Source organism: Mangrovimonas futianensis (assembly GCF_021245805.1).
Lineage (GTDB): Bacteria > Bacteroidota > Bacteroidia > Flavobacteriales > Flavobacteriaceae > Mangrovimonas > Mangrovimonas futianensis.
The window spans coordinates 174,568-195,348 of record NZ_JAJJNF010000003.1 but is presented as its reverse complement, the minus strand read 5'-3'; the positions used below and the strand labels follow the sequence as shown (position 1 = coordinate 195,348).

At 36.3% G+C, this 20,781-nt stretch carries 19 protein-coding genes and 5 tRNA genes; 2 read left to right on the top strand and 22 right to left on the bottom strand.

Translation table 11 applies throughout. The annotated features are described in order from the left end of the window. Positions 1-21: 21 nt before the first annotated feature. From LOK78_RS06210 to idi, 3 genes are read right to left on the bottom strand one after another with little or no spacing between them, the layout of a single operon-like run. The gene (locus LOK78_RS06210) at positions 22-993 is read right to left on the bottom strand and encodes a type I phosphomannose isomerase catalytic subunit (protein ID WP_232634342.1); all 972 of its coding nucleotides are present in this window, start codon (positions 991-993) and stop codon (positions 22-24) included. Positions 994-997: 4 nt separating this feature from the next. Further along, positions 998-1,408 (bottom strand): 6-pyruvoyl trahydropterin synthase family protein, encoded by a 411-nt coding sequence (locus LOK78_RS06205; RefSeq protein ID WP_053972372.1) that lies wholly within the window; start codon positions 1,406-1,408, stop codon positions 998-1,000. Beyond that, positions 1,405-1,932, bottom strand: coding sequence for an isopentenyl-diphosphate Delta-isomerase (gene idi / locus LOK78_RS06200; protein ID WP_166959388.1), 528 nt, complete (start codon positions 1,930-1,932; stop codon positions 1,405-1,407). Before idi ends, LOK78_RS06205 begins: the two co-directional genes overlap by 4 nt. Before the next feature lie 124 nt (positions 1,933-2,056). Between idi and LOK78_RS06195 the strand changes: the two genes are divergently transcribed. Then, positions 2,057-3,646 (top strand): peptide chain release factor 3, encoded by a 1,590-nt coding sequence (locus tag LOK78_RS06195; protein ID WP_232634341.1) that lies wholly within the window; start codon positions 2,057-2,059, stop codon positions 3,644-3,646. Positions 3,647-3,798: 152 nt separating this feature from the next. Continuing rightward, positions 3,799-4,032, top strand: coding sequence for a (4Fe-4S)-binding protein (locus LOK78_RS06190; protein WP_232634340.1), 234 nt, complete (start codon positions 3,799-3,801; stop codon positions 4,030-4,032). A gap of 55 nt (positions 4,033-4,087) precedes the next feature. Here LOK78_RS06190 and LOK78_RS06185 read toward each other — a convergent pair whose 3' ends face one another. From LOK78_RS06185 to LOK78_RS06095, 19 genes are all read right to left on the bottom strand, one after another. Continuing rightward, positions 4,088-4,405, bottom strand: a complete 318-nt coding sequence (locus LOK78_RS06185; protein ID WP_053972368.1) for a DUF3467 domain-containing protein — start codon at positions 4,403-4,405, stop codon at positions 4,088-4,090. Positions 4,406-4,457: 52 nt separating this feature from the next. Further along, positions 4,458-8,759 carry a DNA-directed RNA polymerase subunit beta' gene (gene rpoC / locus LOK78_RS06180; protein ID WP_166959383.1) on the bottom strand — a complete coding sequence of 1,434 codons (4,302 nt, stop codon included), beginning with the start codon at positions 8,757-8,759 and terminating at the stop codon, positions 4,458-4,460. A 69-nt stretch (positions 8,760-8,828) separates the two neighbouring features. Further along, positions 8,829-12,641 (bottom strand): DNA-directed RNA polymerase subunit beta, encoded by a 3,813-nt coding sequence (gene rpoB, locus LOK78_RS06175; protein WP_053972366.1) that lies wholly within the window; start codon positions 12,639-12,641, stop codon positions 8,829-8,831. Positions 12,642-12,768: 127 nt separating this feature from the next. Beyond that, positions 12,769-13,146, bottom strand: coding sequence for a 50S ribosomal protein L7/L12 (gene rplL, locus LOK78_RS06170; protein ID WP_053972365.1), 378 nt, complete (start codon positions 13,144-13,146; stop codon positions 12,769-12,771). Positions 13,147-13,209: 63 nt separating this feature from the next. Next, positions 13,210-13,731 carry a 50S ribosomal protein L10 gene (gene rplJ, locus LOK78_RS06165; protein WP_053972364.1) on the bottom strand — a complete coding sequence of 174 codons (522 nt, stop codon included), beginning with the start codon at positions 13,729-13,731 and terminating at the stop codon, positions 13,210-13,212. Between the two features lie 19 nt (positions 13,732-13,750). Continuing rightward, positions 13,751-14,440, bottom strand: coding sequence for a 50S ribosomal protein L1 (gene rplA, locus LOK78_RS06160; RefSeq protein WP_053972363.1), 690 nt, complete (start codon positions 14,438-14,440; stop codon positions 13,751-13,753). Between the two features lie 16 nt (positions 14,441-14,456). Next, a complete protein-coding gene (gene rplK, locus LOK78_RS06155) occupies positions 14,457-14,897 on the bottom strand; it encodes a 50S ribosomal protein L11 (RefSeq protein WP_053972362.1) in 441 nt (146 codons plus the stop codon). 80 nt (positions 14,898-14,977) lie between these two features. Further along, positions 14,978-15,532, bottom strand: coding sequence for a transcription termination/antitermination protein NusG (gene nusG, locus LOK78_RS06150; protein WP_053972361.1), 555 nt, complete (start codon positions 15,530-15,532; stop codon positions 14,978-14,980). Between the two features lie 9 nt (positions 15,533-15,541). Beyond that, on the bottom strand, positions 15,542-15,739 hold the full coding sequence (gene secE, locus LOK78_RS06145; RefSeq protein WP_166959380.1) for a preprotein translocase subunit SecE: 198 nt from the start codon (positions 15,737-15,739) through the stop codon (positions 15,542-15,544). Between the two features lie 15 nt (positions 15,740-15,754). Next, a tRNA-Trp gene (locus tag LOK78_RS06140) sits at positions 15,755-15,827 on the bottom strand. 61 nt (positions 15,828-15,888) lie between these two features. Further along, the gene (gene tuf / locus LOK78_RS06135) at positions 15,889-17,076 is read right to left on the bottom strand and encodes an elongation factor Tu (RefSeq protein ID WP_232634339.1); all 1,188 of its coding nucleotides are present in this window, start codon (positions 17,074-17,076) and stop codon (positions 15,889-15,891) included. 65 nt (positions 17,077-17,141) lie between these two features. Next, positions 17,142-17,213: transfer RNA gene (locus LOK78_RS06130), tRNA-Thr, on the bottom strand. A gap of 10 nt (positions 17,214-17,223) precedes the next feature. Continuing rightward, positions 17,224-17,296 (bottom strand) — tRNA-Gly (locus LOK78_RS06125). Positions 17,297-17,417: 121 nt separating this feature from the next. Then, positions 17,418-17,500 (bottom strand) — tRNA-Tyr (locus LOK78_RS06120). 36 nt (positions 17,501-17,536) lie between these two features. Further along, positions 17,537-17,610, bottom strand: a tRNA-Thr gene (locus LOK78_RS06115). Between the two features lie 100 nt (positions 17,611-17,710). Then, complete coding sequence (gene hpf / locus LOK78_RS06110; protein WP_053972359.1) at positions 17,711-18,013, bottom strand: ribosome hibernation-promoting factor, HPF/YfiA family; 303 nt, start codon at positions 18,011-18,013, stop codon at positions 17,711-17,713. 38 nt (positions 18,014-18,051) lie between these two features. Beyond that, positions 18,052-18,942 (bottom strand): tyrosine-type recombinase/integrase, encoded by an 891-nt coding sequence (locus tag LOK78_RS06105; RefSeq protein ID WP_232634338.1) that lies wholly within the window; start codon positions 18,940-18,942, stop codon positions 18,052-18,054. A gap of 112 nt (positions 18,943-19,054) precedes the next feature. Next, on the bottom strand, positions 19,055-19,249 hold the full coding sequence (gene rpsU, locus LOK78_RS06100) for a 30S ribosomal protein S21 (RefSeq protein ID WP_053972357.1): 195 nt from the start codon (positions 19,247-19,249) through the stop codon (positions 19,055-19,057). Positions 19,250-19,382: 133 nt separating this feature from the next. Next, the gene (locus tag LOK78_RS06095) at positions 19,383-20,780 is read right to left on the bottom strand and encodes a carboxypeptidase-like regulatory domain-containing protein (protein ID WP_232634337.1); all 1,398 of its coding nucleotides are present in this window, start codon (positions 20,778-20,780) and stop codon (positions 19,383-19,385) included. Between the last annotated feature and the right edge of the window lies 1 nt (position 20,781).

Genomic DNA, 20,781 nt, shown 5'->3' with positions numbered 1-20,781 from the left:
AATTTTAATGTATCTGCAAAATTATACATAAACTTCCAATAGCTTTGCATTCTTAGCCAATATTTTAAAATGCTCTACAGCCGCTGGAAGAAGCACGGTTTCTCCTAGCTTAATGGTTTCTTTGTAATCTTGGGTTTGAATTTCTGCTTCCCCTTCCACACACATATAAATCAAGAAGGAATCCTTACTGTTATGCTTAATTAAGGTATCTGTCAAATGGATGAAGTTGGTTTTAAAATAGGGACATTCTACCATCTCATTTGTTTGGTTAACCGTCTTCTCATATGATATTTTGAAATTATCAGGCATATCATAGTTAATGGCATCTATAGCCAAATCATTATGAAGCTCCCTGGAATTTCCATGGTCATCTAGGCGATCCCAATCATAAACCCTATAGGTAATATCAGATGTTTGTTGGATCTCAGCTACCATAACTCCCGCACCTATAGCATGTATTCTACCTACTTCAATAAAAAAGGTATCACCTGCTTTCACTTTCTCAGTATTCAGAATAGCCGGTAAGGTTTTATTTTCCAAATTTTCCAAGTAAACTCCTGGAGTCACCTTCTGATTAAATCCCACAATCAAATTGGCATTTTCATCGGCCTGTACCACATACCACATTTCGGTCTTTCCAAAAGAATTATGACGCTCCATTGCCAATTGGTCATTTGGGTGCAATTGAATTGACAAATCTTCCTTAGCATCAATAAACTTGATTAGTAAAGGAAACTGGTCATTAAAGATTTTATAATTCTGAAGTCCAATAAGCCCCCCTTTATATTTAGTGAGTAATTCCTTCAATGTTGTTCCTTGTAAAGGTCCATTGGATACCACAGAGGTATCCCCTTTTACATCACTTATTTCCCAGCTCTCTCCTACTTTTTCCAATTTACTGGATTTTCCAAAATACGTTTTAAGCTTGGTACCTCCCCAAATTCGTTCCTTAAGTATAGGTTCAAATTTAATGGGGTATAATAATTCATTCATATAATTAACTACCTGTATAGGTTACAAAATTTCTTGGGGTTTCATAAAGGGTAACTTCCAAATCTACTTGTTCTCGTAATTTGGGACGTAATTTTTTATAAATAACGACAGCTATATTCTCGGCGGTTGGGTTTAAATCTTTAAATTCTTCAACTTCTAGATTGAGATTCTTATGATCAAAAGCCTCCTCTATTTCTTCTCTAATCAATTCCTTAAGAAACTTCATATCTATTACAAATCCAGTCTCAGGATTGATTCGCCCAGTGACACTTACAATTAACTCGTAATTATGACCATGGAAATGGGGATTACTACATTTACCAAACACCTCAAAGTTTTTTTCATCACTCCAATCCTTTCTGAATAATCTATGAGCTGCATTAAAATGTGCTTTTCTACTAACCGTTAATCTCATGCCTTTGAAATATTGATATGTTCGTAAAATTTATCAAAGATTATTTTAAACCACGCTGTATATTTTTCAGGATGTGAAGCTATGTCAGCATGAACTTCTTCCAACGTCATCCATTTCCAATCCATAACTTCATCCGGGTTGAGTTGTGGAGCTTCATTATAGTGCCCTATTAGAATGTGGTCAAATTCGTGTTCTGTCAATCCGTTGTCAAAAGGAGCCTTATAAATAAAGGATATTGTATCCTCTAAATCACAAGAAAACCCCATTTCTTCCATCAACCTTCTCTTTCCAGCTTCTATATTGCTCTCCCCTTCTCTTTGATGGCTACAACAGGTATTGGTCCATAAAAATGGGGAATGGTATTTATGGGCAGCTCTTTGCTGCAACATAAGTTCATTTCTATCATTAAAAACAAATACTGAAAAAGCCCTGTGAAGCAAACCCTTTTCATGTGCTTCCATTTTTTCCATCAACCCAATGGGTTCATCCTTTTCGTTAACTAAAATAACTTTCTCCTCTTTCATAGTGTAAAAATACCAATCCTGATTTAAAAATTTAATCAAACTTATATTAAAATTAAATCATAGACATACTCACTATCGATATGACATTAATAATAGTATCTTTGCAACCCATTTGAGTGAAAATATGAGTTTTATAAAAGAAATCAACAGAAGAAGAACCTTTGGAATTATTTCGCATCCAGATGCAGGTAAAACAACCTTAACAGAGAAGCTACTTTTATTTGGAGGTGCTATTCAAGAAGCAGGTGCTGTAAAAAGCAACAAAATAAAGAAAGGAGCAACTAGTGACTTTATGGAAATTGAACGTCAACGTGGAATTTCCGTTGCAACCTCTGTTCTAGCTTTTGAATATGATGGTTTTAAAATTAACATTTTGGACACTCCCGGGCACAAGGATTTTGCCGAAGACACCTTTAGAACCTTAACGGCTGTAGATAGTGTGATTGTAGTAATTGATGTGGCTAAAGGGGTTGAGGAACAAACTGAAAAGTTGGTTGAAGTTTGTAGGATGAGAAACATTCCTATGATTGTTTTCATCAATAAATTAGACCGAGAAGGAAAGGATGCCTTTGACCTATTGGATGAAATCGAACAAAAATTAGGGCTTCACGTAGTGCCATTAAGTTTTCCTATAGGTATGGGATATGAATTTAAAGGTATCTATAATATCTGGGAGAAAAATATCAATCTATTTACAGGTGATAGTAGAAAGGATATAGAGGAAACTATAGAAATCAATGATCTTGGTGCTCCCGAATTAGATAAATTAGTAGGAGAAAAAGCCGCCAATACTTTAAGGGAAGAGGTTGAGTTGGTTGAAGGTATCTACCCTACATTTGATAAGGAGGCTTACTTAAATGGAGAACAGCAACCAGTATTTTTTGGCTCTGCTCTTAATAACTTCGGAGTGCGTGAACTTTTAGATTGCTTTGTGGAGATTGCACCGAAACCCAGACCTAAACAAAGTGAAGAACGCTTGGTACAACCTGATGAAACAAGTTTTTCCGGATTTGTATTTAAAATCCATGCCAACATGGATCCCAATCACAGAGACCGATTGGCCTTTATAAAAATTGTTTCTGGAGAATTTAAGCGCAATACACCTTACCTACACGTACGCCATGGTAAAAAATTAAAATTCTCAAGTCCGAATGCCTTTTTTGCTGAGAAAAAAGAAATTGTAGATATCTCCTTTCCAGGAGATATTGTAGGACTTCACGATACAGGAAACTTTAAAATTGGAGATACCTTGACGGAAGGAGAAGAAATCCATTACAAAGGAATTCCTAGTTTCTCTCCGGAACACTTTAGATACATCAATAACGCTGATCCACTAAAATCAAAACAACTAAATAAAGGTATTGATCAATTAATGGATGAAGGTGTTGCCCAGTTATTTACATTGGAACTCAACGGTCGTAAAGTCATTGGAACTGTAGGAGCACTTCAATATGAAGTCATACAATATCGATTGGAGCATGAATATGGGGCTAAATGTACTTATGAAAGTGTTGCGGTACACAAAGCATGCTGGGTAGATCCTAATGATCCAAAAAATGAAGAATACAAAGAATTCTTAAGAGTAAAACAACGCTATTTGGCTAAAGATAAAAGAGGCCAACTCGTATTTTTGGCAGACTCGATGTTTTCATTACAAATGACACAACAAAAATATCCTAGTATTAAGTTTCATTTAACATCAGAATTTAATTAATAATTTAAATAACGATATCAATTCCGTAAGAATTATTATACGAAATTGAGAATATTTAAAAATAAAGATGCTGATTGTCGATTTTTTTATGAAAATATTAAAAACAATCTGTAAATTCATACTTGATTATAAACCCCAAAAATAATCTACTTATGGAAACACATGCCAATGTGTACAGTAATGAAGACATTACTGTAACCTACGAACCTAGGTTGTGTATTCATGCCGAAAGATGTGCTAAAGAACTTTCGGATGTTTTTAGAACATCAGTTATTCCATGGGTTAAACTCGATGGTGCTGAGTCTGAAAGAATTATCAACCAAATCAAGAAATGCCCTTCAAAGGCTTTGAAGTATTGTAGAAACACAAAGAAACAAGCAAGCTAACTAACTTTTAAAAAACAAAAAACCCTTTGAATGTTCAAAGGGTTTTTTGTTTTAATTAGGCTTCACCTGTAGGCCCAAAATTCAATGGAATCGGTGGTTGCTCATAATCTTTGATTTCACCATGATTATTTTCAAATCTTTGCACATTATCGGCTAAGGCTTTCAACAAACGTTTGGCATGTTGTGGTGTCAAAATAATACGAGATTTCACCTTACTCTTAGGTGTTCCTGGCATAATACTTATAAAATCCACTACAAATTCTGAAACCGAATGATTTATTATAGCCAGATTGGAATAAGTTCCTTCTGCTACTTTTTCATCCAATTCAATATTAATTTGTCCTGGCTTTTTATTTTTTTGATCTTCTGCCATAATACTTTGATATGAATTAAAAAAAGAATCCCGCTTAACGCGGGAATTCTTTTTAGTTATAATTTACTTCTTGTTTGGCTTGCATCATCTCTTCAAACTCCTCTTTAGAACCAACTATTATATTGTCATAGGTTCTCATACCAGTACCAGCTGGAATTCTGTGACCTACAATAACATTTTCTTTTAGTCCTTCAAGATAGTCTACTTTTCCATTTACAGCTGCTTCGTTAAGAACTTTAGTAGTTTCCTGGAAGGAAGCTGCAGAGATAAATGACTTAGTTTGTAGTGACGCTCTTGTAATACCTTGTAAAATCGGAGAAGCTGTAGCTGGTCTAGCGTCTCTAGCTACAACCAGATTCTTATCTTCTCTACGTAAAATAGAGTTCTCATCTCTCAATTCTCTTGGAGTAAGAATTTGACCTGGCTTCAAGTTATCAGAATCACCAGCATCTTCAACAACCTTCATTCCGAAAATCTTGTCATTTTCGTTAATGAAATCAGATTTATGAGCTAATTGATCTTCTAAGAACGTGGTATCACCAGAATCAATGATTTGTACCTTACGCATCATTTGTCTTACAATAACCTCAAAGTGCTTATCATTAATCTTCACCCCTTGTAAACGGTATACTTCTTGAACTTCGTTCACTAAGTACTGTTGTACAGCAGATGGTCCTTTGATATTTAAGATATCATCTGGAGTAATTGATCCATCAGACAATGGCATACCAGCTTTCACAAAGTCATTCTCTTGTACCAAGATTTGATTTGATAGTTTAACTAAGTACTTCTTAATTTCTCCTAATTTGGACTCAACGATAATTTCACGGTTACCTCTCTTGATTTTTCCGAAAGAAACAACACCATCAATTTCACTTACTACTGCTGGGTTAGAAGGATTACGTGCTTCAAACAATTCTGTTACACGTGGTAAACCTCCCGTAATATCCCCTGCCTTAGCAGATTTACGAGGTATCTTAACCAAGATTTTACCTACTTTAATCTTCTCTCCATCATTAATCATCAAGTGAGCGCCAACCGGTAGGTTGTAAGATCTAATAGTTTCTCCCTTAGAATCTTCGATATGAAGTGTAGGGATTAACTTTTTATTTCTAGATTCAGAAATTACTTTTTCTTGGAATCCTGTTTGCTCATCGATTTCAACTTGATATGTCACACCTTGTTCGATGTTTTCATATTTCACCTTACCAGCAAACTCAGAGATAATTACCCCGTTATATGGATCCCATTGACATACTACATCTCCTTTCTTAAGATCTTGACCATCTTTAATAAAGATGCTAGAACCATAAGGAATGTTGTTTGTACTTAAAACAATTCCTGTTTTCTTATCAACAAGTTTAAGTTCTGATGTTCTAGAGATAACGATATCTACTTCATTACCTTCATTATCTTCTCCCTTAACAGTTTTAAGGTCATCGATTTCAGCAACACCATCAAACTTAACGATCAATTTATTTTCTTCTGAAATGTTACCTGCAATACCTCCTACGTGGAACGTACGAAGTGTTAACTGAGTACCAGGCTCACCAATGGACTGTGCTGCAACAACACCAACAGCCTCACCTCTTTGAACCATCTTACCAGTAGCTAAATTGCTACCATAACATTTAGAACAGATACCTTGTTGTGCCTCACATGTTAATGGAGAACGTGCTTCAATCGACTCTAATGGAGAGTTTTCAATAGCCTTGGCAATTTTCTCATCAATTAGGTCACCTGAAGAAACCAATAACTCATCAGTTAACGGATCGTATACATCATTCAATGAAATACGTCCAATTAATCTGTCAGATAATGACTCAACAATCTCATCATTTTTCTTAAGTGCAGAAACCTCTACTCCTCTTAACGTACCACAATCCTCAGTGTTGATAATAACATCCTGAGACACATCCACCAAACGACGGGTTAAGTAACCAGCATCTGCCGTTTTAAGAGCCGTATCCGCAAGACCTTTACGAGCACCGTGGGTAGAGATAAAGTATTCAAGAATTGAAAGACCTTCCTTAAAGTTAGAAAGAATCGGGTTTTCAATAATTTCACCACCACCAGCAGTTGATTTTTTAGGCTTAGCCATCAAACCACGCATACCAGTTAACTGACGAATCTGTTCTTTAGATCCCCTTGCACCAGAGTCAAGCATCATATATACCGAGTTGAATCCTTGTTGATCTTCTCTAATACGTTTCATTGACAATTCAGTCAATTCAGCATTGGTAGAAGTCCAAATATCAATCACCTGGTTATAACGCTCATTATTGGTAATCAATCCCATGTTATAGTTCATCATGATACCGTCAACTTGTGTATTGGCACGGTCAATCATGCTTTGCTTCTCAGCAGGGATGATAATATCTCCTAAACTAAATGATAATCCACCTTGGAAAGCGAAACGATATCCTAATTCTTTGATTTCATCCAAGAAATCAGCTGTTTCAGGAACACTAGTAACTTTCAAGATTCTACCGATAATATTTCTTAAAGATTTTTTAGTTAAAACCTCATTGATATATCCTGCAGAATGTGGAACTGTTTGGTTAAACAATACACGTCCTACGGTAGTTTCTATAATTTGAAGTGCAATTTTTCCTTCTTCATTGAAATCAAAGGTTCTTACTTTAATTGCAGCATTCAAGTTAACACGCTTCTCATTATAAGCAATTACTACTTCTTCAGGAGAATAGAAGGTCAATCCTTCACCTTTGATTTTAACTTCATCAGTAGAACGACGCTCTTTGGTCATATAATAAAGACCAAGTACCATGTCCTGAGAAGGAACCGCTACAGGAGATCCGTTTGCTGGATTCAAGATATTGTGAGAAGCCAACATTAATAATTGAGCTTCCAAAATAGCTTCTGGTCCTAATGGTAAGTGAACTGCCATTTGATCCCCATCAAAGTCGGCATTAAAAGCCGTAGTTACCAATGGGTGCAACTGGATAGCCTTACCTTCAATTAATTTAGGCTGGAAAGCTTGAATACCTAAACGGTGTAATGTAGGAGCACGGTTTAGTAATACTGGATGTCCTTTAATGACATTATCCAAAATATCCCAAACCACAGGCTCTCTTCTATCTATAATTTTCTTAGCAGACTTAACGGTTTTTACAATACCTCTTTCAATCAATTTACGGATTACAAAAGGTTTGTAAAGTTCAGCCGCCATATCTTTTGGTAAACCACACTCATACAATTTCAATTCTGGTCCTACAACAATTACAGAACGAGCAGAATAGTCAACACGCTTACCTAATAAGTTTTGACGGAAACGTCCTTGCTTACCTTTAAGCGAGTCTGATAAAGATTTAAGGGGTCTATTTGAATCTGTTTTAACAGCAGAAGACTTACGAGTGTTATCAAATAATGAATCCACAGACTCTTGTAACATACGCTTCTCATTACGCAAAATCACTTCTGGAGCCTTGATTTCTACCAAACGCTTCAAACGATTGTTACGGATGATTACACGACGGTATAAGTCATTTAAATCTGAAGTTGCAAAACGACCACCATCTAATGGCACTAACGGACGTAACTCTGGTGGAATAACTGGAATCACCTTCATAATCATCCATTCTGGACGGTTTTCCCTGTTTTCGTTAGATTCACGTAACGCTTCAACAACTTGCAAACGCTTTAAAGCTTCTGTTTTACGTTGCTTAGAAGTTTCATTATTAGCCTTATGTCTTAATTCATATGATAAGCCATCAAGGTCAATTCTTTCTAACAATTCAATCAAACATTCAGCACCCATTTTGGCGATGAACTTGTTTGGATCTGTATCTTCTAAGTATTGATTTTCTTGTGGAATCGATTCTAAAATATTTAGATATTCTTCCTCCGTTAAGAAATCCATTTTTTGTAAAGGTTCTCCTTCTGCATTTTTAGCAATACCAGGTTGGATAACTACGTATCTTTCGTAGTAAATAATCATATCCAACTTTTTGGAAGGCAATCCTAATAAATAACCAATTTTGTTTGGTAAAGAACGGAAATACCAAATATGTGCTACAGGAACAACTAGGTTAATATGCCCAACGCGATCACGACGAACCTTCTTCTCAGTCACTTCAACACCACATCTGTCGCAAATAATTCCTTTATATCTGATACGCTTATATTTTCCACAAGCACATTCGTAATCCTTAACAGGACCAAAAATACGCTCACAGAACAAACCATCACGCTCTGGTTTGTGAGTTCGATAATTAATAGTTTCTGGCTTTAGAACTTCACCTCTAGATTCTGCTAAAATAGATTCAGGAGAAGCCAAACCAATAGAGATTTTATTAAATCTCTGTACTGTATTCTTATCTTGTTTTCTTGCCATAATATATGGTACTATCGAATTAATTGTAAACTAATGTTCACCACCAAAAAATTGGTGGTGAACGATATATTATTCCTCTAATCTAATGTCTAGTCCAAGACCTTTCAATTCATGCATCAATACGTTGAAAGACTCTGGTAATCCAGGTTCTGGCATAGGCTCACCTTTAACAATACTTTCGTATGTTTTAGCTCTTCCTATAACGTCATCAGATTTAACGGTCAAGATTTCTCTTAGAGTACTTGAAGCACCATAAGCTTCAAGAGCCCAAACCTCCATCTCACCAAAACGCTGACCTCCAAATTGTGCTTTACCACCTAAAGGTTGTTGCGTAATCAATGAGTAAGGACCAATAGAACGGGCGTGCATCTTATCATCAACCATGTGACCTAATTTCAACATGTAGATAACACCAACAGTTGCAGGTTGGTCAAAACGATCACCTGTTCCACCGTCATATAAGTAAGTATGTCCAAATCTTGGGATTCCAGCTTCATCAGTAAACTCATTGATCTGGTCTAGAGTAGCACCGTCAAAAATAGGAGTAGCAAATTTCTTCCCTAACTTTTGACCAGCCCATCCAAGAACCGTTTCATAAATCTGACCAATGTTCATACGAGATGGTACCCCTAGTGGGTTTAACACGATATCAACTGGTGTTCCATCTTCAAGGAATGGCATATCTTCTTCTCTTACGATACGGGCAACAATACCTTTGTTACCGTGACGACCTGCCATCTTATCCCCTACTTTCAGTTTACGTTTTTTAGCAATGTAAACTTTAGCTAGTTTGATGATCCCTGCTGGCAATTCATCTCCTACAGAAATGGTAAACTTCTCACGTCTTAAAGAACCTTGTAAGTCGTTTTCCTTGATTTTGTAGTTGTGAATTAAATCAGCAACCAATTTGTTTGTATAATCATCAGTAGTCCAAGAACCTGAAGTTAAATGCGTGTAATCATCAACAGCATGTAACATTTTCAAGGTATATTTTTTACCTTTTGGCAATACTTCTTCACCTAGATCATTAAAGATACCTTGAGCAGTTTTACCATTCACAATAGCGAATAATTTATCTACCAAGTTATCCTTTAACTCATCAAATTTACTAGTGTAAGCTGCTTCAAGTTGGGCGATATCCTCCTTATCTTTTGCACGTTTGCGCTTATCTTTGATAGCACGAGCAAATAATTTTTTATCGATAACAACACCATTCAATGAAGGAGAAGCTTTTAAAGAGGCATCTTTAACATCACCAGCCTTATCACCGAAGATAGCTCTCAATAATTTTTCTTCTGGAGTTGGGTCAGATTCTCCTTTAGGTGTAATCTTACCTATCAAAATATCTCCAGGTTTTACTTCAGCACCTACTCTAATCATACCGTTTTCATCAAGGTCTTTAGTAGCCTCTTCTGAAACGTTAGGAATATCATTTGTCAATTCTTCATTACCTAATTTGGTATCACGAACTTCCAATGAGTACTCATCAATATGAATAGAAGTAAAGATGTCTTCTCTTACTACTTTTTCAGAAATCACAATTGCATCCTCAAAGTTATACCCTTTCCAAGGCATGAATGCTACTTTCATGTTTCTACCTAGCGCTAATTCTCCAGTTTGAGTTGCATAACCTTCACAAAGTACTTGTCCTTTAGAAACTTTATCACCTTTTCTAACAATCGGTTTCAAGTTAATAGAAGTACCTTGGTTGGTTTTTCTGAATTTAACTAACGGATAGGTTTTGGTTTCAGCATCAAAACTAACTTTGGCTTCATCCTCAGTTCTATCGTAACGAATAGTAATTTCTCTAGCATCAACATATTCAACAACTCCTTCTCCTTCAGCATTAATCAATACTCTTGAATCTTTCGCTACTTGTCTTTCAAGACCAGTACCAACAATTGGAGAATCAGGACGTAACAATGGTACAGCCTGACGCATCATGTTAGATCCCATCAAAGCACGGTTCGCATCATCATGTTCCAAGAAAGGAATTAATGAAGCTGAAATAGAAGCTACTTGGTTTGGCGCAACGTCTGTGTAATGAACTTTATCTGGTTCAACAACAGGGAAGTCACCTTCCATTCTAGCAATAACCTTATCATTCAATACCTTTCCAGCGTCATCAACTTTTACGGTTGCCTGAGCAATCAATTTTTCTTCTTCCTCTTCGGCACTTAGATAGATTGGTTCTCCCTTAATATCAACAACACCATCTACAACAGGACGATAAGGCGTTTCAATGAATCCCATCGAGTTTACTTTTGCGTAAACTGAAAGAGAAGAAATCAAACCAATATTCGGTCCTTCTGGTGTTTCAATTGGACATAAACGTCCGTAGTGTGTATAGTGAACGTCACGAACCTCAAATCCAGCTCTTTCTCTTGATAAACCTCCAGGTCCTAAAGCAGATAGACGACGTTTGTGAGTGATCTCAGCCAATGGGTTCGTTTGATCCATGAACTGAGATAACTGGTTGGTACCAAAGAATGAGTTGATTACAGATGATAATGTCTTAGCATTGATCAAATCGATAGGAGTAAACACCTCATTATCACGAACGTTCATACGCTCACGAATGGTACGAGCCATACGAGCTAAACCAACACCAAACTGAGATGATAATTGCTCACCTACTGTACGTACACGACGATTTGATAAGTGATCGATATCATCGATTTCAGCTTTTGAGTTGATTAACTCAATTAAATATTTAATAATGGTAATGATGTCTTCTTTGGTAAGCACTTGCTTATCCATTCCGATATCAAGACCTAATTTTTTATTCATTCTATAACGCCCTACTTCACCTAATGAATAACGTTGATCACTGAAGAATAATTTATCAATGATACCACGAGCCGTTTCCTCATCTGGCGGTTCTGCATTACGCAATTGACGGTAGATGTGCTCTACTGCCTCTTTCTCAGAGTTTGTAGGGTCTTTTTGCAAGGTGTTATGGATAATAGCATAATCACCTTGTTGTGCATTTTCCTTGTGCAATAAGATCGTTTTTACACTAGTCTCAAGGATTTCTTCAATATTATCCTTGTCCAATACGGTATCACGATCTAAAATGATTTCGTTTCTTTCAATAGAAACTACTTCTCCTGTATCCTCATCAACGAAATCCTCATGCCATGTATTAAGTACACGAGCAGCCAATTTACGGCCAATAACTTTTTTCAATCCTGCTTTTGAAACCTTAACTTCTTCAGCAAGGTCAAAAATTTCAAGAATGTCTTTATCTCTTTCAAATCCAATAGCTCTGAAAAGAGTGGTAACAGGTAACTTTTTCTTACGGTCAATGTAAGCATACATTACACTGTTGATATCTGTAGCGAATTCTATCCAAGAACCCTTGAATGGAATAACTCTAGCAGAATATAATTTGGTTCCATTTGCATGGAAAGATTGTCCAAAGAAAACTCCTGGTGAACGGTGCAATTGGGATACAACAACACGTTCAGCACCATTGATAACAAACGTACCGCTTGGAGTCATGTATGGTATGGTTCCTAAATATACATCCTGAACGATGGTTTCGAAGTCCTCATGTTCTGGGTCTGTACAATAAAGCTTAAGTCTAGCTTTTAAAGGAACACTATAGGTAAGTCCTCTTTCAATACATTCCTCGATGGTATATCTAGGAGGGTCAATAAAGTAATCTAAAAATTCTAAAACAAATTGATTACGTGTGTCAGTTATAGGGAAATTTTCCATGAAGGTGTTATAAAGACCTTCTTTCCCTCTCTCTTCTGATTTAGTTTCCAACTGGAAGAAATCCTGGAAGGATTGAATCTGAATGTCCAAGAAATCGGGGTACTCAGTTCTATTGATAATAGAAGAGAAGTTTGTTCTTTCAGCTTGTTTTGCTAACATCAATGGACGGAATTTTGATTAAAAAATAAAAAGGTGTGCGTACGGTGCATTTATATACGCAAAATGGTCTAGGCCTAAAAGTGTATAAACTTTAGGCCTAAACCTTTATAAGTTTGAGCGTTTAAGCTTATTTAAGCTCAACTTCTGCTCCAGCTTCTTCTAAAGAAGATTTTAAGCCTTCAGCTTCGTCTTTAGCAATACCCTCTTTGATTGGGCTAGGTGCGTTATCAACTAATTCTTTAGCTTCTTTTAATCCTAAACCAGTTAATTCTTTAACCAATTTAACTACTGCTAATTTAGAAGCACCAGCTGCTTTAAGAATAACATCAAATTCAGTTTTTTCTTCAGCAGCAGCATCTCCACCACCAGCGGCTGGACCAGCTACAGCCACAGCAGCAGCTGCAGGCTCGATACCATATTCTTCTTTTAAGATATCAGCTAACTCGTTTACTTCTTTTACTGTTAAGTTAACTAATTGTTCTGCGAAATCTTTTAAATCTGCCATTTTTTCTATCGTTTTAAAATGTAATTAATTTATTTGTTGTAAAAAGTGCGTACTTATCAAATATTATCCTTCTTTCTCGGATAACGTTTTCAAAATACCTGCTAATTTTCCTCCTCCAGATTGAAGCGCTGAAACAACGTTCTTCGCAGGAGATTGTAACAATGCAATGATGTCTGCAATAACTTCTTCTTTAGACTTGATATTAACTAAAGCGTCAAGTTGTTCATCACCAATGTAAATTGCTTCCTCAATAAACGCTCCTTTTAATAAAGGTTTGTCTGATTTTTTACGGAAGTTTTTGATTACTTTGGCTGGACCATTACCAGTTTCAGAATACATAACAGAAGTGTTTCCTTTCAAAATAGAAGGAAGGTCACCAAAGTCTTTTTCTGAAGCTTCCATTGCCTTGGATAACAAGGTATTTTTAACAACTGCAAGCTTGATGTTAGCTTTAAAGCAAGCACGACGTAAATTAGAAGTGCTATCTGCATCCAAACCAGAAATATCTGCTAAATAGATATTAGGGTTATCGGCTAACTGTGCAGTTAATTCTTCAATTACTTGTGATTTTTCTTCTCTTGTCATAATGAATTTATTTAACTACTTAACCGACTTTTGGATCTACAGCTACACTAGGACTCATAGTGCTAGACATGTGAATGCTTTTCACATAAGTTCCTTTTGCTGCAGTTGGTTTAAGTTTGATTAATGTATGTATTAATTCGTTTGCGTTTCCTGCAATCTTATCTGGGCTAAATGATGCCTTTCCGATAGATGCATGAACGATACCAGTTTTATCAACTTTGAAGTCAATTTTACCTGCCTTTACATCGCTTACTGCTTTAGCAACATCCATGGTTACTGTACCAGTCTTAGGGTTTGGCATTAAACCACGAGGTCCTAATATACGACCTAATGGACCTAATTTACCCATTACAGCTGGCATAGTGATGATAACGTCAACGTCTGTCCATCCACCTTTGATTTTATCAAGGTATTCGTCCAATCCAACGTAATCTGCTCCAGCTTCTTTAGCTTCTGCTTCTTTGTCTGGAGTTACCAATGCTAAAACTTTCACGTCTTTACCAGTACCATGTGGAAGGGTTACAACCCCTCTAACCATTTGATTTGCTTTTCTAGGATCTACTCCCAAACGTACAGCAATATCCACAGAGGCATCAAATTTGGTATTGGTAATTTCTTTTACTAATGCTGATGCTTCAGCAACAGAATAAAGTCTTCCTTTTTCTATTTTCGCTAAAGCCTCTTTTTGCTTTCTAGTTAATCTTCCCATTTAATAAATTTTTAGATTACTTAGGGGCTTCGCCTCCTTTTACAGATATTCCCATTGATCTGGCTGTACCGGCTACCATTCTCATAGCAGAATCGATAGTAAATGCATTTAAATCTTGCATTTTGTCTTCAGCAATGGTTCTTATCTGATCCCAAGAAACTTTAGCTACTTTTTTAATATGAGGTTCTCCTGAACCCTTCTTCACCTTGGCCGCTTCTAATAATTGTACAGCTGCCGGAGGGGTTTTAACAACAAAGTCAAAAGACTTGTCCTTATAAACCGAGATAACAACAGGCAATACTTTACCTGGTTTGTCTTGGGTTCTAGCATTAAATTGCTTACAGAACTCCATGATGTTAACTCCAGCGGCACCTAAAGCGGGTCCAACCGGTGGCGACGGATTCGCAGCACCTCCCCTAACTTGTAGTTTAACTACTTTACTTAACTCTTTTGCCATTTTTAAAATAAAATTTAAAAGCGATGCATTTCTTTAAGTTGGAAGCAAAAGAACTGCACCTATCTATAATGTAACAACTATTATACTTTTTCTACCTGCATATAACTTAATTCCAATGGTGTCTTTCTTCCAAAGATCTTCACCATTACCTCAAGCTTACGCTTTTCCTCGTTAATTTTCTCAATAGTACCATCAAATCCATTGAATGGTCCATCAATTACCTTTACAGTCTCACCAACTTTGTAAGGAATCATCACATTAGAATCTGCTTCTACTGATAATTCATCAACCTTACCTAACATTCTATTCACCTCAGACTGTCTTAACGGCACTGGATCACCTCCCTTAGTTTCACCTAAAAATCCGATAACATTGGTTACAGATTTGATGATATGTGGAATTTCACCAGTTAAATTGGCTTGAATCATTATGTAACCCGGAAAATAAACCTTCTCTTTGTTTATTTTCTTACCGTTACGTATCTGAACCACCTTTTCCGTAGGAACCAAAACCTGATCAACATAATCATCTAAACCTAATCGAGCTATTTCATTCTCGATATAGTTTTTAATCTTATTCTCTTGACCACTAACGGCTCTGACTACGTACCATTTTTTCTCGCTCACTTCAGACATAATCGTATATTAACCGTTAATCAATTTAAAGTAGTAACCCACAACTTTACCAAAAACAGTATCTACTCCCCAAGTTGCCAAGGCAAAAATTACAGAGAATACTGCTACTAGTATAGTTAAACTTTGTGCCTCAGGCCAAGCTGGCCAAGTCACGTGGTTTTTCAATTCTTCAAATGATTCTTTTATATAGTTTACAATTCCAGCCATTATAATATCTATTTGCACGGGTTGAGAGACTCGAACTCCCGACACCTGGTTTTGGAGACCAGTGCTCTACCAACTGAGCTAAACCCGTAAATACAAGTCAAGGCATTCCGATATTTCGGAATACCTTAACTCTATATTTATTAACTAAATTAGTCTAAAATTTCAGTTACCTGACCAGCTCCAACTGTTCTACCTCCTTCACGGATAGCAAAACGTAAACCTTGGTTTAATGCAATTGGTTGAATCAAGTCAACAGTAATAGTTAAGTTATCACCTGGCATTACCATTTCAACACCTTCTGGTAAAACAATGTTACCGGTTACGTCAGTTGTACGTACGTAGAACTGAGGACGGTAGTTGTTGTGGAATGGCGTGTGACGTCCACCTTCTTCTTTTTTAAGGATATAAACCTCTGCTTTAAATTTAGCGTGAGGAGTAATAGAACCTGGCTTACAGATAACCATACCACGACGGATATCAGTTTTCTCGATACCTCTTAATAAGATACCAACGTTATCACCAGCTTCACCTCTATCTAAGATTTTACGGAACATCTCAACCCCTGTGATAGTAGAAGTCAATTTTTCAGCTCCCATACCAATGATCTCAACTGGATCTCCAGTGTTAGCAACACCAGTCTCAATACGACCAGTAGCAACAGTACCACGACCAGTAATAGAGAATACATCTTCGATAGGCATCAAGAATGGCTTGTCAACTTCACGCATTGGCTCTTCGATCCAGTTATCAACTGCATCCATCAATTCCATTACAGTGTCAACCCATTTTTGCTCACCATTAAGAGCACCTAAAGCAGAACCAGAAATTACAGGTCCGTTATCTCCATCATACTCATAGAAGTTCAATAAATCTCTAACTTCCATTTCAACAAGCTCTAATAATTCTTCGTCATCAACCATGTCCACTTTGTTCAAGAAAACAACCATACGAGGAATACCTACCTGACGTCCTAATAGGATGTGCTCACGAGTTTGCGGCATAGGACCATCTGTAGCAGCTACCACTAAGATAGCACCATCCATTTGAGCCGCACCAGTTACCATGTTCTTTACGTAATCCGCGTGACCTGGACAGTCAACGTGAGCATAGTGACGGTTAGCTGTTTGATATTCTACGTGAGATGTATTAATAGTAATACCTCTTTCTTTTTCTTCTGGAGCGTTATCGATTGAATCGAAGCTTCTCAGTTCAGATAAACCAGCGTTAGCTAATACAGTAGTAATAGCAGCTGTCAAAGTTGTTTTACCGTGATCAACGTGTCCAATTGTACCAATATTTAAGTGGGGTTTGGAACGATCAAAAGTTTCCTTTGCCATTTTTAATAAATTTAATCTTAGTTATATAATAATATTAGTGTCCTTTTTCCTGTTAAAACAGATAGAGCCAATGACGGGATTTGAACCCGTGACCTCTTCCTTACCAAGGAAACGCTCTACCCCTGAGCTACACCGGCTTTAAAAAAGAGCGGGAGACCGGGTTCGAACCGGCGACATTCAGCTTGGAAGGCTGACGCTCTACCAACTGAGCTACTCCCGCCTGATTTTAGAATAAAAAACCTCAGTTTTTCATTCAGCTCGGGGTAAACCCGAATTCAGTTTTTTCAATCTGTGCTTTACAGGAAAACAAACGTTTCAAAAGCCAATTGAAATTTAAAATGTGGGGAGAGCAGGATTCGAACCTGCGAAGTTAAAAAACAACAGATTTACAGTCTGTCCTCGTTGGCCGCTTGAGTATCTCCCCATTACCTTATTTTCTATATTTTTTAAAGAACTTATGAGCCTCCAGAGGGACTCGAACCCACGACCTGCTGATTACAAATCAGCTGCTCTAGCCAGCTGAGCTATGGAGGCTTTTCACTGCTTTTTTATCTAAAAAAAAGCCCGCTATTTCTAACGGACTGCAAATGTATATATTTATTTTCTTATTCAAAACATTTTTTGAAAAATTTTCTCATAAATGTGGTCTTAATTTTTCTTTTCTTCTTTTTAACTGTCTTTCTAAAGAGGCTACAGCCATATCTGCTCCCTCTTCAAAGGTCTTACATTGTTTTTTAACTACCAGACTATCACCGGGTACACTTATTTTTGCCTCAAATATTTTGTTGGCTTTGTCACTAGTGTTAGCGACCTTTAGAAAAACATCGGATTGAATCACCCGATCATAAAACAAATCTAACTTGTTCATACGCTTTTGGATAAAGTCTATCAATTTTCTGTCGGCAGAAAAGTTGACTGATTGCGTGTTTACTTTCATACTACATTGTTTTTAGTTAGACAAAAAGGCTATTTGATTTAATTTTGGTTTCTAGGGTGGGCATCTAGATAAACTTTTTTAAGTTCGGCAATACTATTATGGGTGTACACTTGAGTAGCTGCCAAACTAGAATGCCCTAATAATTCTTTTACTGAGTTCAAATCGGCACCCTGGTTCAATAAGTGCGTCGCAAACGAATGCCTCAAAATATGCGGACTCTTTTTCACCTTAGAGGATGCTAAACTAAAATACTCATTTATGATTCGGTAAACAAGATTTTCATATACTTTAACGCCTTTTTTGGTTAAAAATAACATCTCTTTATCGATGATCTGCACCAAGCTATTTCTTTCCTCCAAATAATTTTTTAAGCTAGTTAAAACTGAAGGTAACAATGGTACAAAGCGCTCTTTATTTCTTTTCCCTAAAACCTTAAGAAGTTGATTGGAGGTATCTATGTCACGTAATTTAATATTAATCAGTTCAATTCTTCTTATTCCAGTAGAATAAAACAGCTCAATCATCAATTTATCCCTTAAGCTTTCAAAATCATCCCCAAACTCAAAATCATCTAGCACAACTCCCACCTCCTTTTCTGAAAAAGGAACTTGAATTTTTTTACTTATTTTTAAAGCTTTGTGTTTGGCCAATGGATTCACTTCTAAATCCCCAACCTTCATTAAAAACTTGTAATAGGTATTTAATGCAGAAATTTTGCGGTTGACACTTCTATTCGAAATACCACTTTCAACCATAAAAACAATCCAACTCCTAATTTGAGAATAATGAATACCTGAAATTTCTGTTGTTTGGAATTCTTTTTCAATAAATTCTAAGAAACTATTTAAATCCCTATGATAAGCATCAACGGTGTTTTTGGAATAATTCTTTTCCAGAAGTAGGTAGTCCAAAAAGAATTTAAAAGACATTTAGTTGGGTTTTAGGTAACATTAAATATACTAAATTCTTTCCAACTATCTTTAATGAAATAAAAAATCCCGCAAGTAACTTACGGGATTTTTAAATATTATTTCACTCAAATTAGATATTCTCTTGATCTCTCAATCTTTGAATATACTGAGCTTTTTGTACTTGAGATCTTTTCTCTACAGAAGGTTTAGTAAACTGCTTACGTTCTTGCAACGCACGTTTAACTCCAGTTCTATCAAACTTTCGTTTGTAACGCTTTAAAGCTCTATCGATATTTTCTCCTTCTTTTACTGGTATAATTAACATAGAAACATCACCTCCTCTCTTTTAGTCATTTCGGTGCGCAAATATACTAACTAAATCTAGTTGCACAACAAAAAAAATATTTTTTTTAGCGTTGACCGCTAACTAGTTACAATTCAAGGCTATTATTATATTTCTACTCTTTATATAAGGAGTACTTTTGAGTTAAATCTTCTATAAGTTTTTCCTCCTCTTCGCTCTCTAATAAGGTGTTGTAACTTTTCCAAAATGACTTATCATAAGGTTTCGGGGAAAACATATCGGCATCCCAAGATTTACCAACAATTTGTTCTTGCACCTCTTCAGGATCTACAACTATCTCTGTAAACAAGACCTCCTGAACCGTAAAATAATAGCGTTCATCATTATTAGCGTTGTCTTGATTTGACTTATCGCCTACATTAACCAATTTTGGTGTTTCATAATATATGTAATTGAGATACATCCTTTCGTCATACTCCATATAGGATAATTCCAACTTGTGATTAACATAAGTATCAAAAAGCGTTTTACTTCTACTTTTTTGTGCATCTGAGGCAGCAACCAATTCATACTCTATTTTTTTTATAGCATAGTTATCCCAGTAAACATAGATCCAACCTTGAGCTTGAAACCCGTTATTAAAAATGCCTTTGGTATGGAGGTCTACAAAATCATTCCCTTCCTCTATTTTAATCTTATAGATCTTTCTTTCATTGTCTACCAAAATAGTATCTAATTCAAACTGGTGGCTTTCCAACATATTTTCACCGAACAATGCCTTGGGATCATGTGAGTTTCGAACCAAATTCAATTTACCTCTAAACAGGTTTTCCAATCCATTCACGCGACCGTCATTCCAGCGAATGGCTTTTACCAATGACGATGTCCTGATGGTGTCTCTTTTTAGGTTCCTTGATTTCATTTTGAAATTCCTAACATGATTTTTTAGATATGATGTATACACCAATAGACTGTCAACATCTCTTAAATCATAGCTCTTTCTTACTTGATCTACATTTATTTTAATGTTCTCATTAGCCGCAGATGGAAAACTGGAATCATACAACGTAATGGCACTTTCAATGAGCCATTTAAATTCCCTCTTATTTCTCTCCTTGTGTCTAATAAACCCCTTTTGAAGATATGGAGATTCTGGCAAATTACGCGGAAGGCGCTCTAGCGCTCTTTCAATAATTTCGTTTGCTGTTTCTGGTCTCGTATCGGCAACCAGCAAGACCTCATTCAAGGAAGCAATATCCTCCTCCAAAATAATTTCCATGGAGTCATCAAATTCGTTTACCGGAATTTTATAACTTTTATAACCGATATTGGAGACAATCAACGTATCAGTCTGATGCTTTTCTGGTATCAATAAAACAAACTTACCATCCTCATTAGTCACAGTTCCTATGGTCGTATTCTTCACATATACACTACAGTTTTCCAATGGAAGAAAGGACTGGAAATCCACCACTTTATTTTTAATTTCAATTTGGGAATGACCAATAAACCCTATCATTCCTATCACCAAAAAGAGAATCAGTCTTTTCATA

Coding starts and splice junctions, on each gene's coding strand:
- rpsU (WP_053972357.1), bottom strand. CDS start 19,249: ATGTTAATTATACCAGTAAAAGAAGGAGAAAATATCGATAGAGCTTTA.
- LOK78_RS06095 (WP_232634337.1), bottom strand. CDS start 20,780: ATGAAAAGACTGATTCTCTTTTTGGTGATAGGAATGATAGGGTTTATT.
- nusG (WP_053972361.1), bottom strand. CDS start 15,532: ATGTCTGAAGTGAGCGAGAAAAAATGGTACGTAGTCAGAGCCGTTAGT.
- idi (WP_166959388.1), bottom strand. CDS start 1,932: ATGAAAGAGGAGAAAGTTATTTTAGTTAACGAAAAGGATGAACCCATT.
- tuf (WP_232634339.1), bottom strand. CDS start 17,076: ATGGCAAAGGAAACTTTTGATCGTTCCAAACCCCACTTAAATATTGGT.
- rplL (WP_053972365.1), bottom strand. CDS start 13,146: ATGGCAGATTTAAAAGATTTCGCAGAACAATTAGTTAACTTAACAGTA.
- rplA (WP_053972363.1), bottom strand. CDS start 14,440: ATGGGAAGATTAACTAGAAAGCAAAAAGAGGCTTTAGCGAAAATAGAA.
- LOK78_RS06105 (WP_232634338.1), bottom strand. CDS start 18,942: ATGTCTTTTAAATTCTTTTTGGACTACCTACTTCTGGAAAAGAATTAT.
- LOK78_RS06195 (WP_232634341.1), top strand. CDS start 2,057: ATGAGTTTTATAAAAGAAATCAACAGAAGAAGAACCTTTGGAATTATT.
- hpf (WP_053972359.1), bottom strand. CDS start 18,013: ATGAAAGTAAACACGCAATCAGTCAACTTTTCTGCCGACAGAAAATTG.
- secE (WP_166959380.1), bottom strand. CDS start 15,739: ATGGCTGGAATTGTAAACTATATAAAAGAATCATTTGAAGAATTGAAA.
- rplJ (WP_053972364.1), bottom strand. CDS start 13,731: ATGACAAGAGAAGAAAAATCACAAGTAATTGAAGAATTAACTGCACAG.
- LOK78_RS06190 (WP_232634340.1), top strand. CDS start 3,799: ATGGAAACACATGCCAATGTGTACAGTAATGAAGACATTACTGTAACC.
- LOK78_RS06205 (WP_053972372.1), bottom strand. CDS start 1,408: ATGAGATTAACGGTTAGTAGAAAAGCACATTTTAATGCAGCTCATAGA.
- rpoC (WP_166959383.1), bottom strand. CDS start 8,759: ATGGCAAGAAAACAAGATAAGAATACAGTACAGAGATTTAATAAAATC.
- rplK (WP_053972362.1), bottom strand. CDS start 14,897: ATGGCAAAAGAGTTAAGTAAAGTAGTTAAACTACAAGTTAGGGGAGGT.
- LOK78_RS06210 (WP_232634342.1), bottom strand. CDS start 993: ATGAATGAATTATTATACCCCATTAAATTTGAACCTATACTTAAGGAA.
- rpoB (WP_053972366.1), bottom strand. CDS start 12,641: ATGTTAGCAAAACAAGCTGAAAGAACAAACTTCTCTTCTATTATCAAT.
- LOK78_RS06185 (WP_053972368.1), bottom strand. CDS start 4,405: ATGGCAGAAGATCAAAAAAATAAAAAGCCAGGACAAATTAATATTGAA.